Here is a 13909-nt window from a genome sequence, read left to right on the forward strand (position 1 = left end):
GGTTAAATGGATATATGGATTATCTTACTTGTATTCGCTGTCATTGGATTAGCTATCAAGATAACAAAGCTTCAGCAGCAGCTAAATCAACGCTTAACGAAAGAAGAATTAGAAGAAGCGCTTGCTACTTTTTTACACGACATTAAAAAGGATAATGAAATCGTCATGGATACGTTTCATCAACAAATCAATCATTCGAACGAAAAACCGTCTACTGTCGTCGATTTTAAAACGGAAACGAGCCGTCCTACTAAAAATAAAACGGCATCGTTTAATCGTGATCAAGTAGTAGATAAGGTGCGTACTTACCAGCAGAATGGAAAGGGTCCTGCTGATATTGCAAAAACGTTACAGATTGGCATACGAGAAGTCGAGCTTATTCAACATTTAAACAAGCAAAACTAAAATAATTAGCACCGTCTCCTTGCTTATCAACGGCAAATGTGATACGATTACTGACGGTGTTAAATACACACGCAGAAGGATTTTGGCGAAGGTGCTCTTATCATTGATAAGTGTGTCGTCAAGAAATGAATGCTGCGGAGGATAAAAAAAACCATAAGGAGGTGTTTGGTGTGGCAGTTATCTCCATGAAACAATTACTAGAGGCTGGTGTTCACTTCGGTCATCAGACTCGTCGTTGGAACCCAAAAATGGATCGCTACATCTTCACAGAAAGAAACGGTATTTATATTATTGACCTTCAAAAGACGGTCAAAAAAGTCGAGAGTGCGTATAATTTCGTTCGCGATCTTGCGGCTGACGGAGGAAAAATTCTTTTCGTTGGTACTAAGAAACAAGCACAGGATTCGGTTCGTGACGAAGCGATTCGTTCTGGAATGTACTACATTAACCAACGTTGGTTAGGTGGAACATTAACGAACTTCGAGACAATTCAAAAGCGTATTACACGCTTAAAGAATCTTGAAAAAATGCAGGAAGATGGCACATTTGATGTTCTTCCTAAAAAAGAAGTTATCCTTCTTAAAAAAGAAATGGATCGTCTAGAAAAATTCTTAGGCGGTATTAAAGACATGAATAGCATTCCTGACGCTTTATTCGTTATTGACCCACGTAAAGAGCGTATTGCAATTGCTGAAGCACACAAGCTTAATATCCCAATCGTTGCGATTGTAGATACAAACTGCGATCCAGATGAAGTGGATTATGTTATTCCAGGTAATGATGACGCGATTCGCGCTGTTAAATTACTAACTGGAAAAATGGCTGATGCTGTAATTGAAGCAACTGCTGGTGAAGAAGAAGTAGTCTTAGAAGATACGAATTCTGAAGACGTTGAGGAAACGACGACAGCATAAATGTTGGACTCCAAAAAGGGTGGTGAAGGGAGATTAACCCTTTCCCGCCTTTTTTTTGTGAAAAAGATTTGTTAATAGGAGGAATTTAAATGGCAGTTACAGCGAGTATGGTAAAAGAACTTCGTGAAAAAACAGGCGCTGGCATGATGGATTGTAAGAAAGCACTTGTTGAAGTTGATGGAGATATGGACAAAGCAATTGACTTTCTACGTGAAAAGGGTATTGCAAAAGCTGAGAAGAAAGCAGACCGTGTTGCAGCAGAAGGTCTTGCGTCAGTTGTAACAAGTGGAAACAAAGCGGTTATCGTTGAAGTGAACTCTGAGACAGATTTCGTTGCGAAAAATGAAAACTTCCAAGGGCTTGTTAAAGAATTGGCTGAGCACATTTTAGCTGAAAACCCAGCAACAGTTGAAGTAGCGTTAGAGCAAAACTTTAAAGGTGGAGACGACACTGTTCTCTCTCACATTAATTCATCGATTGCAAAAATTGGTGAAAAACTTTCCCTACGCCGTTTCACAGTTGTTGAAAAAGAAGACAGTGATGTATTTGGTTCATACCTACACATGGGTGGGCGTATTGGCGTTCTTACGTTAATTGGATCTTCAAATGATGAAGAACTTGCTAAAGATATTGCGATGCACGTTGCTGCTATTAACCCAACTTATGTTTCTCGCGATGAGGTAACGGGTGATGTTGTTGATCGTGAGCGTGAAGTTCTTAAGCAACAAGCGCTTAACGAAGGCAAACCTGAAAACATCGTTGAAAAAATGGTTGAAGGTCGCTTAAGCAAATTCTTTGAACAAGTATGTCTACTTGACCAGCCTTTCGTTAAAGATGGCGATCAAAAAGTAGGGAAGTATGTTAAAGGGAAAAATGCTACAGTGAAAACGTTTGTGCGTTACGAAGTAGGCGAAGGTATTGAAAAGCGTGAAGATAACTTTGCTGAAGAAGTTATGTCTCAAGTGAAAAAATAACAACCTAGTAAAGGGACACAACATTCGTTCGTGTCCCTTTTTTACAAGAAAAGATAAGGAACAAAGCAAATTCGGAGGTCACAATGAACAAATACAATCGTGTCGTTTTAAAGCTTAGTGGAGAAGCATTAGCTGGAGAACAAGGGTATGGAATTGATCCGACAATCATTAAATCTATTGCTACGCAAATTAGAGAGATTGTTGAACTAGAAGTAGAAGTAGCCGTCGTTGTTGGTGCCGGGAATATTTGGCGTGGTATGGCTGGTAGTGCTCAAGGAATGGATCGCGCCACTGCTGATTATATGGGCATGCTCGCGACAGTAATGAATTCCCTTGCTCTTCAAGATAGCCTTGAATCCATTGGTGTTGAATCACGCGTGCAAACATCAATTGAAATGAGACAAGTGGCAGAGCCTTATATTCGTAGAAAAGCCATTCGCCACTTGGAAAAGAAGCGGGTTGTGATCTTTGCCGCTGGAACAGGAAACCCATACTTTTCAACGGATACTACTTCTGCGCTACGTGCGGCGGAAATCGAGGCAGAAGTCATCTTAATGGCGAAAAACAATGTAGATGGCGTTTATAATGCAGACCCTCGTACGAATGAGGATGCAACAAAATATGACACGATTACGTATATGGATGTTTTAAAAGAAGGGCTTCAAGTAATGGATTCAACTGCTTCATCCTTATGTATGGACAACGACATTCCACTTGTCGTATTCTCTATTATGGAAGAAGGCAATATTAAACGCGCCGTTTTAGGCGAAAAAATTGGTACAGTGGTCAGGGGGAAATAATTGATATGTCAAAACAAATTCAAGATGATACTAAAGGAAGAATGGATAAAGCCATTGAGTCTTTAAACCGTGAACTAGCGAAATTGCGTGCCGGTCGCGCAAATCCAGCTCTTTTAGACCGTGTTACGGTAGAGTATTATGGAGCAGAAACACCGTTAAACCAGCTTGCTTCAATTACGGTACCTGAAGCGCGTTTGCTTTTAATTACACCTTTTGATAAATCAGCAATTAGTAATATTGAAAAAGCAATTATGAAGGCTGACCTTGGCTTGACACCATCAAGTGATGGACAAGTTATACGTATTATTATTCCAGCGTTAACAGAAGAGCGTCGGAAAGAATTAAGTAAAATTGTGTCAAGAACTGCCGAAGACTCTAAAGTAGCTGTTCGTAATATTCGCCGTGATGCCAATGACGATTTGAAAAAACGTCAAAAAGATGGCGAGATGACAGAGGACGAGCTTCGTGGAGAGACCGACAAAATTCAAAAGTTAACAGACTCTTATATTAGTAAAATTGATACACGTGCTAAAGAAAAAGAAGAGGAAATTATGGAAGTCTGATTAAATTACGTGTATGATAAAGAAAAGTAGGAGACCCTCTTTAATAGGGGGTTTTTTACACTTTTAAGCATCGTGAAGGGCGAACCGCTAGTGAGACGGAGGGCGAAGAATGCTCGAGAAATTTTCTAAATGGAAGCAAGCTTTTCATACAGAAGAGGAAAAGCAATATGATAGAAACCTTGATTTAAGTCGAATTCCAAAGCATGTCGCCATTATAATGGATGGCAACGGTAGATGGGCATCCAGCCGAGGCCTCCCTCGCATTGCTGGTCATCGTGAAGGGATGAAAAATGTAAACAAAATTGTCCGAGCGGCAAATGCGTTACACGTGGAAGTACTTACCCTGTATGCATTTTCAACAGAAAATTGGATGCGCCCGAAAGCGGAGGTTGATTTTTTATTAAGTTTACCGGAACGCTATCTTAAAAGCGAACTCCCAACACTTATTAAAGAAAATGTACAAGTCCGAATTATGGGAACAAAAGAAGCGTTGCCAGTTCATACCATTCAAGCTGTGGATGAGGCAATTGAAAAGACTAAGCATAATACCGGGTTAATTCTTAATTTCGCTCTTAATTATGGCAGTCGATTTGAGATGGCGGAAGCTATGAAACAAATTGCGTTTAAAGTAGAATCAGGTGAGCTTCGAGCAGAAGACATCAATGAAGATGTGATTGGTGCGCATTTGATGAGTTGTCAGCTAAAAGATCCAGACTTATTGATTCGCACAAGTGGTGAAATCAGACTAAGTAATTTTATGCTGTGGCAACTTGCGTATAGTGAATTCTGGTTCACATCTGTACTTTGGCCCGATTTTAATGAGAATCATTTCCGTGAAGCCATTGCGACGTATCAAAATCGTGGTAGACGTTACGGAGGATTATAGGAAGGGCGACAGTAATGAAAACACGAATTGTAACAGGATTAGCGATTGGGGTTGTCATTTTAGCATTTGTTTTTTTAGGTGGCTGGTGGTTCTCCATCTTTGTAACCTTAATGGCAACAATCGCGATGATGGAATTACTTAAAATGAAAAAAATTCAAGCCTTATCGTTAAGAGGAATAGCCGGCCTGATATCTATGTGGTTGCTATTAATCCCAACGAACTGGTTTGATCAATTTATTCCGATAGAAAATACGAAAATAGAATTGTTTATTTTTCTTATCCTCATTTTGTTAATGCTAACGGTATTAACGAAGAATAAACTGACCTTTGATGAGGTTGGGTTTATTATCCTTTCGAGCGTATATGTAGGTTTTGGTTTTCATTTCTTAATAGAGGCTCGAAACGTAACCGAAGTCGGCCTATGGCTCGTTTTATTTGTCATCATCTTAATTTGGACAACTGATTCAGGTGCTTACTTCGTCGGAAAAGCGATGGGGAAACACAAGCTTTGGCCAGAAATTAGTCCAAATAAAACGATTGAAGGCTCTCTCGGTGGGATTGTATTGGCTGTTATCGTCGGAAGTCTGTTCTTTTTCCTTACTCCGGCATTTACTTCATACATAACCGCTGTCTTCATTATGCTTGCCACAGCCGTTTTTGGGCAAATTGGTGATTTAGTAGAGTCAGCGTTAAAGCGACATTATGCCGTGAAAGATTCAGGAAATGTACTACCTGGACATGGTGGTATCTTGGATCGATTTGATAGCTTAATCTTTGTCATGCCGCTCTTGCATCTTTTGCAATTAATCTAAAAGATAAAGTAGTACGCTTGCGAGATGGAGAGGAGAAACGATGAAAAAAATTAGTTTATTAGGCTCGACAGGTTCAATTGGTACACAGACATTAGATGTGATTCGGGATCACCCTCAAGCATTTTCCTTAGTAGCATTATCCTGTGGGGTGAATATCGAGCTTGCACGTAACCAAATTAAAGAATTTAAACCGAAGCTTGTTTCAGTGGCAAAAGAAGAGGATGCTAAAAATCTTCAAAGGGAATTTGGCAAAGAAGTGGAATTCTATTATGGTGACTCTGGCTTAGTAGAGGTTGCAAAGTCGTCTGATGCCGATGTGGTGGTTACGGCTATTACAGGGTCTGTCGGTTTACTACCAACATTGGCTGCCATTGATGCTGGCAAGCCTGTTGCCATTGCGAACAAAGAAACCCTCGTAACAGCAGGCCATCTAGTGATGGAAGCAGCGCAAAAAAAAGGTGTTTCACTTATTCCTGTCGATAGTGAGCATTCTGCTATTTTTCAAGCTTTAAATGGAGAACCTCATAAAGCCATTGATCGATTAATCCTAACTGCATCAGGGGGAAGTTTCCGGGATAAAGCTCGTCATGAGCTACAGGATGTCACTGTGGAACAAGCTCTGTCCCATCCAAACTGGTCAATGGGAGCAAAAATTACGATTGATTCTGCTACAATGATGAATAAAGGCTTGGAAGTGATTGAAGCAAATTGGTTATTTAACACAGATTATGACCATATTGATGTAGTAATCCATAAGGAAAGTATTATTCACTCAATGGTAGAGTTTCATGATCGGAGTGTCATTGCTCAATTAGGAACACCTGATATGCGTGTCCCTATCCAGTATGCACTGACGTACCCTGATCGTTTTGCACGACCCGAAGGAGAGCGCTTAAATCTTGCCGAACTTGGGAAGCTCCATTTTAAGGATCTTGACTTTGAACGTTATCGCTGTATGAAATTTGCATATGAAGCAGGCAAAAGTGGAGGCACAATGCCAACGGTTTTAAATGCGGCAAATGAAGTGGCTGTGGCGAAGTTTTTAAAAGGTGAGATTACTTTTTTACAGATTGAAGACGTAATTGAACAAGCATTACATACACACACACGGCAAGCGAATCCTTCACTTGAAGAAATTCTTGCTGTTGACCAAGCAGTTCGTGCACGTGTAATGAACAACTAACAGGAAGGCGGTATGGCTGTTGAATACGTTACTAGCTTTTATTGCCATATTCAGTGTGCTTGTATTTGTACACGAATGGGGTCATTTATTTTTTGCAAAGAGGGCAGGCATTCTTTGCTACGAGTTTGCAATTGGAATGGGGCCGAAGCTGTTTGCTTTTGAAAGAAACGACACCATTTATACAGTGCGTCTACTACCGATCGGTGGCTACGTTCGAATGGCTGGTGAAGAGCCAGAGCAAACGGTTATTCGTCCAGGTTATGAAGTTGGACTCGTATTTGATGACCAGCAGCGCGTAACCGAAATTATTGTTAACAACAAATCAAAACACCCTGAAGCTCATGTTGTGCAAGTTGAACGAATTGATCTTGTTCATGATCTGTATATTGAAACAATGGATGAGGATTCAGGCGAGCTTATACGCTATTCTATTCATGAAAAAGCAATGATTGTGCAAGATGAAGTTGCACAAATGAATGCGCCATGGCATCGGCAGTTTGGGTCTAAATCATTAGGGGCTCGTGCAATGGCTATCTTTGCAGGACCATTAATGAACTTTATTTTAGCGTACGTGATTTTGTTAGGATTGTTCTCCATTGCGGGCTTTTCTACAAATCAAATTGATCCAATAGAAGGATCGCCAGCAGAACAAGCCGGTTTGCAAGCTGGGGATTTAATCGTAGCTGTTGATGGAAATGCAACAGAACGTTGGCAAGATATGCAACAAGCCATTGGTGAAAGACCAAATCAAGATGTGGCGATTACTTTTGAACGTGATGGTTCACAGCAAGAAGTAACTCTGACGACTGGCTCAAACTATGTGTCAGAAATTGACGAAGAAATCGGTGTGATTGGCGTAGCGCCATTAAGAGAATCCGGGTTCGTTGCAGCTGTTGGCGAATCGGCAACAACATTTGTAGATTTCGCCACATCTATTTTTAGTACACTAGGTTTGATTCTTACTGGTGAGTTTTCACTGGATTATATTTCTGGTCCTGTTGGGATTTATAATATAACGGATTCTGCTGTGGCTGCAGGCACGTACCAAGTATTCTTTTTTGCGGCACTGCTCAGTGTCAATTTAGGGGTCATTAATTTGTTCCCAATTCCTGCTCTAGACGGTGGACGATTAATGTTTCTAGCGTACGAAGGCATTCGAGGGAAACCCGTCTCGCCAGAAAAAGAAGGAGCCATTCAATTTATCGGTTTTGCGTTAGTTATGTTATTAATGATTGTGGTGACGTGGAACGATATAAGCAAGCTATTCTCTTAAGTTAGATGAAGTGAGTAAAGGAAGTGACGCAATGAGACAGTCAACTTATTTGGTACCAACGATGCGTGATGTTCCCGCCGATGCTGAAGCGATAAGTCACCAACTTATGCTTCGGGCTGGAATGATGCGCCAACTTGCATCAGGAGTATATGCCTATCTTCCATTAGCGAAAAAAGCGATGACGAAGATTGAAGCGATTATTCGTGAAGAATTAGATGGGATTGGCGCTCAGGAATTAACGTTGCCAGCTTTGCACCCAGCTGAACTTTGGCAAGAGTCTGGGCGGTGGGAAGATATGGGCGATGAATTGATCCGGTTAAAAGATCGTCATAATCGTGATTTTGCCCTCGGTGCAACCCACGAGGAGGTCATTACTACTATCATTAAAGATGGCATTACATCTTATAAGAAACTCCCATTAAATGTATACCAAATCCAAACGAAATTCAGAGATGAGCGCCGACCTCGTTTCGGTTTGTTGCGTGGTCGTGAATTTATTATGAAAGATGCGTATTCGTTTCATGACTCAGAAGAAAGTTTACATGAGACCTATTGGGCCATGCACGAAGCGTATTCCCGTATTTTTTCACGTGTAGGGCTAACATTCCGTCCGGTTATTGCTGACTCTGGTACGATGGGTGGTAAGGATACACATGAATTTATGGCACTCGCTTCCGTTGGTGAAGACACCATTGCTTACTCAGACGGATCGGATTATGCGGCGAACCTTGAAATGGCTTCGAGCCTCGCACCAGAACCGCCTCAATCACAGGATTATGGCTTACTTGAAAAGAAAGCAACTCCTGATGCAAAAACAGTCAATGATGCAGCAGCTGCATTAGGTGTTGATCCTGATCATATTTTAAAAGCGTTAGTTGTATTCGTTGATGGTGAAGGTTCGCTTTTACTGCTCCGAGGGAATGATGAGCTAAATGAAGTAAAAGCTCTTCATGAGTTAGGTGCTAAAGAGATGCGTATGGCTACAGAAGAAGAAGTTGTTGACCTGTTTGGAGCAACACCAGGTTCTATTGGACCGGTCAACGTGAACAATGTACCTATTTATGCAGACCACCGCATTCACGGAATGGAAACCATTGCTTGTGGTGCAAATGAAACCGGCTACCACTATGTGCATGTAGGGCCAGGGAAAGATTATCAAGCTACCGCGTACAAGGATTTGCGTACAGTAAAAGAAGGAGACCCCTCTCCTGATGGACAAGGAACCCTTCAATTTGCAGAAGGCATTGAAGTAGGTCAAGTCTTTAAACTTGGTCGTAAATACTCTGAATCTTTACAAGCCAAATACCTTGACCAAAATGGCAAAGCGCAGACGTTTTTAATGGGCTGCTATGGGATTGGCATTTCAAGAACCATTGCGGCAGTGATTGAACAGCATCACGATGAAAATGGGATCGTATGGCCGGTATCTATTGCACCGTTTCTTGTTCACCTGCTAGCCCTTAATGTGAAAAATGAAGAGCAGCAAGCACTAGCAGAAGCGATTTACACAGACTTAAAACAGGCTGGAATCGATGTATTATTTGATGACCGTGGTGAGCGCGCCGGAGTGAAGTTCAAAGACGCTGACTTAATTGGTCTTCCTGTACGAATTGCAGTTGGTAAACGTGCAGGTGAAGGAATTGTTGAAGTGAAAGTAAGAAAAACAGGCGAACAGCTTGAGCTATCAAAAGAAGATCTAGTACAATGGGTAAAGGAATTTGCCAATTGACAGAAGTGGACTGGCCAATCGGTCAGTCCATTTCCTTGCACGGGGGAGTGATTTTTAGTGAACAATGAAATGGGATCAAGAGAAGAACGCCTTCGTTTATTACTTGAACAACTACAAGTCCCGACAGATGGACATGCGTATTTCGAAAACGGTTATATAAAAAAATTGGCGATCACGCGAGAGACGAAATCGTGGCATTTTTATATTCATTTGCAAACGATTCTTCCTGCTGATTTAGCCCAATTGTTTACCTCGAAATTAGAAGTAACGTTTAAAGAGATTGCGAAAGCGACCTGTACAATCACGTATGATCATAACGAAATGACAGAAGAGGCTTGGAACAACTACTGGCCAATTATTATGAGTGAGTTTTCCCTATTGTCACCACCTCTTGCAGCTGCACTACAAAAGCAAACGCCAGACATGAGCAAAGGCGCTTTGGCGCTTGTGGCGCAAAATGATGCAGAGGGACAAGCTATGAAGCGGAAACTTGTGGAACCGTTCAAACAGATCTGTACTCGTTATGGCTTACCGACGATTCCGTTGCACATATCGGTGGAAGAATCAAAAGAAGCGTATGATGAATTTGTACGAAAGCGTCAAGAAGAAGATCATTCTAAAGTTGTAGAGGCAATGCTTGAGAAAAAGCGTCAAGAAGAAGAGATGACGAAACAAGTTTCTGCTGCGAATTTATCAATGGGCTATCCGATTAAGGATGATCCAATTCCCCTTGAAGCAATTGTGGATGAAGAACGAAGAATTACGGTTCAAGGATATGTGTTTTTTGCAGAAACCCGAGAGCTAAGAAGTGGTCGAACACTCTTAACGTTTAAAATTACCGATTACACCGATTCAATATTAGTGAAGATGTTTTCACGGGATAAAGAAGATATTCCGATTTTACAAGCTGTGAAAAAAGGTATGTGGATGAAGGTCCGCGGAGGTATCCAAAACGATACATTTGTACGCGATCTTGTGATGATTGCAAATGATTTTAATCAAATAACACCTAAATCTCGTATCGATACAGCAGAAGAGAAGCGAGTTGAGCTGCATACCCACTCAACAATGAGCCAAATGGATGGAATGGCTTCGGTTGGTCAATATGTGGAACAAGCAGCGAAATGGGGCCATCGTGCAGTAGCAATTACGGATCATGGTGTTGTACAAGCCTTTCCTGAAGCATATAACGCTAGTAAAAAACATGGCATAAAAGTGATTTACGGAATGGAAGCCAATATTGTCGATGATGGTGTACCGATTGCCTACAATTCAGATCATCGTAAACTACTGGATGAAGAATATGTTGTGTTTGACGTGGAAACAACGGGGCTATCTGCAGTTTACAATACAGTGATTGAGCTTGCAGCAGTCAAAATCAAAAATGGTGAAATCGTTGATACGTTTGAATCGTTTGCTGATCCTAAAGAGCCTCTATCCTCAACGATTATTGATTTAACAGGGATAACAGATGATATGCTACAAGGCGCTCCTGACCCACTAGATGTGCTGAAGCAATTTAAAGAATTTGCAGGCACTGGAACGATTGTTGCGCACAATGCAAGTTTCGATATTGGATTTTTAAATGTTGGCTATAAGAAAATGGGCTTTACAGAAGTGCAAAATCCAGTCATTGATACATTGGAACTAGGTCGATTTCTTTATCCTGAATTAAAAAATCATCGATTAAATACATTATGTAAGAAATTTGATATCGAGCTGGTCAGTCATCACCGCGCTATATACGATACCCAAGCAACAGCCTACTTATTATGGAAAATGGTAAAGGATGCAGCGGAAAAAGAGATTTTGTTTCACGATGAATTAAACAATCATATGGGACAAGGCAATTTTCATCGGCAGCGCCCTTTTCACGCAACGATTCATGTAACATCTCAAGAAGGATTAAAAAATCTTTACCGGCTTGTAACGATGTCTCACGTCAATTATTACTTCCGCACGCCGAGAATTCCACGTTCTGAATTAAACAAGCATCGTGAAGGCTTGTTAATCGGTTCAGCATGTGACAAAGGCGAAGTGTTTGAAGGCATGATGCAGAAATCAGCAGACGAAGTTGAGAACATCGCACGTTTCTATGACTTTCTAGAAATTCAACCGCCGGGTCTCTATCGCCACCTTATTGAACGAGAACTCATTAAAGATGAACAGGCGCTTCAAGAAATTATTGGGAAAATCATTTCGTTAGGAGATCAGCTCAATTTACCCGTTGTAGCAACAGGAAATGTTCATTACGTGAATGAAAATGATGCCATTTACCGTAAAATTTTAATTGCTTCTCAAGGTGGTGCGAATCCATTAAATCGACAAGCACTTCCACTTGTTCATTTCCGTACAACCGATGAAATGTTGGCTGAATTTGCATTTCTTGGAGATGAAAAAGCTTACGACCTCGTTGTGACGAATTCGAATCGTATTGCAAATGAAATTGGAGAGGTTCACCCTATTCCAGACGAATTATATGCACCGAAAATTGAAGGTGCAGATGATGAAATGCGGGAAATGAGCTATGGAAGGGCTAGAGCTATATATGGAAATCCCCTTCCTGACATTGTTGAGGCACGTCTAGAAAAAGAGCTTAATAGTATTATTGGGCACGGCTTTGCAGTTATTTATTTAATTTCACAGAAGCTGGTTAAGAAATCACTTGATGATGGCTATCTGGTTGGTTCCCGAGGTTCCGTCGGTTCTTCGTTTGTTGCAACGATGACGGAAATTACTGAAGTCAATCCTTTAGCGCCACACTATGTATGTCCGAACTGTCAGCATTCCCATTTCTTTGATGATGGCTCTGTTGCATCTGGATATGACTTACCAGATGCAAATTGTCCTAAGTGTGGATCGGCTTATCAAAAAGATGGTCAAGATATTCCCTTTGAGACGTTTCTAGGCTTTAAAGGAGACAAAGTACCCGATATTGATTTGAACTTTTCTGGTGAATATCAGCCGAGAGCCCATGCGTATACGAAAGACTTATTCGGTGAAGAGTATGTCTATCGTGCGGGAACAATCGGAACAGTTGCCGAAAAAACGGCATATGGTTTTGTCAAAGGCTATCAAGGTGATCACGATTTATTAATGAGGGGAGCAGAAATTGACCGGCTCGTCTCAGGTTGTACCGGTGTTAAACGAACAACTGGCCAACACCCTGGTGGAATCATTGTTGTGCCGGATTATAAAGATATCCATGATTTTTCACCAATTCAATACCCGGCAGACGATAAAAATTCAGAGTGGAAAACCACTCATTTTGATTTCCATTCCATCCACGACAACCTCTTGAAACTGGATATACTCGGACACGATGATCCAACGGCAATTCGAATGCTTCAAGACTTAAGTGGAATTGATCCAAAGACCATCCCAACAGATGATCCAGACGTTATGAAAATATTTGCTTCTCCAGACATTTTAGGCGTAACAGAAGAGCAAATTATGTGTAAGACAGGAACTTTAGGCATTCCTGAATTTGGAACACGGTTTGTGCGTCAAATGCTTGAAGAAACAAAGCCGAGCACGTTCTCTGAACTTCTGCAAATTTCTGGGTTATCCCACGGTACGGATGTATGGCTCGGCAATGCTAACGAGTTGATCTATAATGGTACGTGTGAATTAAAAGACGTTATTGGCTGTCGTGATGATATTATGGTTTATTTAATCTACAAAGGGCTAGAGTCTTCACTCGCATTTAAAATTATGGAATTTGTTCGTAAAGGAAAAGGACTCCAGCCTGAATGGGTTGAAGAAATGAAAAAGCATGACGTGCCGGACTGGTACATTGATTCTTGTACAAAAATAAAATATATGTTCCCTAAAGCCCACGCTGCAGCGTATGTGTTAATGGCTGTACGAATTGCTTATTTTAAAGTGCATCATCCTATCCTTTATTATGCTACGTACTTTACGGTACGAGCAGATGATTTTGAGATGGATGTGATGATAAAAGGTTCAAGTTCCATTCGTGCTAAAATCGATGAAATTAACGCAAAAGGCTTAGATGCCGCGCCGAAAGAGAAAGCAGTCTTAACTGTCCTTGAACTTTCTCTTGAGATGTGTGAACGTGGCTTTGGATTCCAAAAAGTCGACCTTTATAAATCGTCGGCAACTGAATTCATTGTAGATGGCGATACGCTACTTCCGCCATTTAACTCACTAAACGGGGTTGGTACAAACGCAGCTCTTAATATAGTGAAAGCACGAGAAAACGGTCACTTTTTGTCAAAAGAGGATCTACAACAACGTGCGAAGTTAACAAAAACAGTTGTCGAAAATTTGTCTGATCACGGATGTTTACACGATCTCCCTGAGTCAAACCAGCTATCACTTTTCTAAGAAATAGAACAAGCCTTGCG

At 41.0% G+C, this 13909-nt stretch carries 11 protein-coding genes; all 11 read left to right on the forward strand.

The features are described from left to right. Positions 1–6: 6 nt before the first annotated feature. The 11 genes from BK583_RS09075 (at position 7) to BK583_RS09125 (ending at position 13889) form a co-directional block, all read left to right on the forward strand. On the forward strand, positions 7–405 hold the full coding sequence (locus tag BK583_RS09075) for a DUF6115 domain-containing protein (RefSeq protein WP_055735313.1): 399 nt from the start codon (positions 7–9) through the stop codon (positions 403–405). 170 nt (positions 406–575) lie between these two features. Beyond that, positions 576–1319, forward strand: a complete 744-nt coding sequence (gene rpsB / locus BK583_RS09080) for a 30S ribosomal protein S2 (protein ID WP_035398923.1) — start codon at positions 576–578, stop codon at positions 1317–1319. An 89-nt stretch (positions 1320–1408) separates the two neighbouring features. After that, positions 1409–2293, forward strand: a complete 885-nt coding sequence (gene tsf / locus BK583_RS09085) for a translation elongation factor Ts (RefSeq protein ID WP_055735314.1) — start codon at positions 1409–1411, stop codon at positions 2291–2293. An 83-nt stretch (positions 2294–2376) separates the two neighbouring features. After that, positions 2377–3093, forward strand: a complete 717-nt coding sequence (gene pyrH / locus BK583_RS09090; RefSeq protein ID WP_038480687.1) for a UMP kinase — start codon at positions 2377–2379, stop codon at positions 3091–3093. A 5-nt stretch (positions 3094–3098) separates the two neighbouring features. Then, positions 3099–3656 carry a ribosome recycling factor gene (gene frr, locus BK583_RS09095; protein ID WP_038480684.1) on the forward strand — a complete coding sequence of 186 codons (558 nt, stop codon included), beginning with the start codon at positions 3099–3101 and terminating at the stop codon, positions 3654–3656. A gap of 109 nt (positions 3657–3765) precedes the next feature. Beyond that, a complete protein-coding gene (gene uppS, locus BK583_RS09100) occupies positions 3766–4542 on the forward strand; it encodes an undecaprenyl pyrophosphate synthase (RefSeq protein WP_055735315.1) in 777 nt (258 codons plus the stop codon). Between the two features lie 14 nt (positions 4543–4556). Beyond that, positions 4557–5354 (forward strand): phosphatidate cytidylyltransferase, encoded by a 798-nt coding sequence (locus BK583_RS09105; RefSeq protein WP_038480680.1) that lies wholly within the window; start codon positions 4557–4559, stop codon positions 5352–5354. A 40-nt stretch (positions 5355–5394) separates the two neighbouring features. Then, positions 5395–6537, forward strand: a complete 1143-nt coding sequence (gene dxr, locus BK583_RS09110; RefSeq protein ID WP_055735316.1) for a 1-deoxy-D-xylulose-5-phosphate reductoisomerase — start codon at positions 5395–5397, stop codon at positions 6535–6537. Between the two features lie 19 nt (positions 6538–6556). Then, positions 6557–7810 (forward strand): RIP metalloprotease RseP, encoded by a 1254-nt coding sequence (gene rseP / locus BK583_RS09115; RefSeq protein ID WP_038480674.1) that lies wholly within the window; start codon positions 6557–6559, stop codon positions 7808–7810. Positions 7811–7841: 31 nt separating this feature from the next. Then, positions 7842–9539, forward strand: a complete 1698-nt coding sequence (locus BK583_RS09120) for a proline--tRNA ligase (RefSeq protein ID WP_055735317.1) — start codon at positions 7842–7844, stop codon at positions 9537–9539. A 69-nt stretch (positions 9540–9608) separates the two neighbouring features. Next, positions 9609–13889 carry a PolC-type DNA polymerase III gene (locus BK583_RS09125; protein WP_055735488.1) on the forward strand — a complete coding sequence of 1427 codons (4281 nt, stop codon included), beginning with the start codon at positions 9609–9611 and terminating at the stop codon, positions 13887–13889. Positions 13890–13909 lie beyond the last annotated feature (20 nt).

It is taken from the genome of Shouchella oshimensis (genome assembly GCF_002019765.1).
Classification (GTDB): Bacteria; Bacillota; Bacilli; order Bacillales; family Bacillaceae_D; genus Shouchella; species Shouchella oshimensis.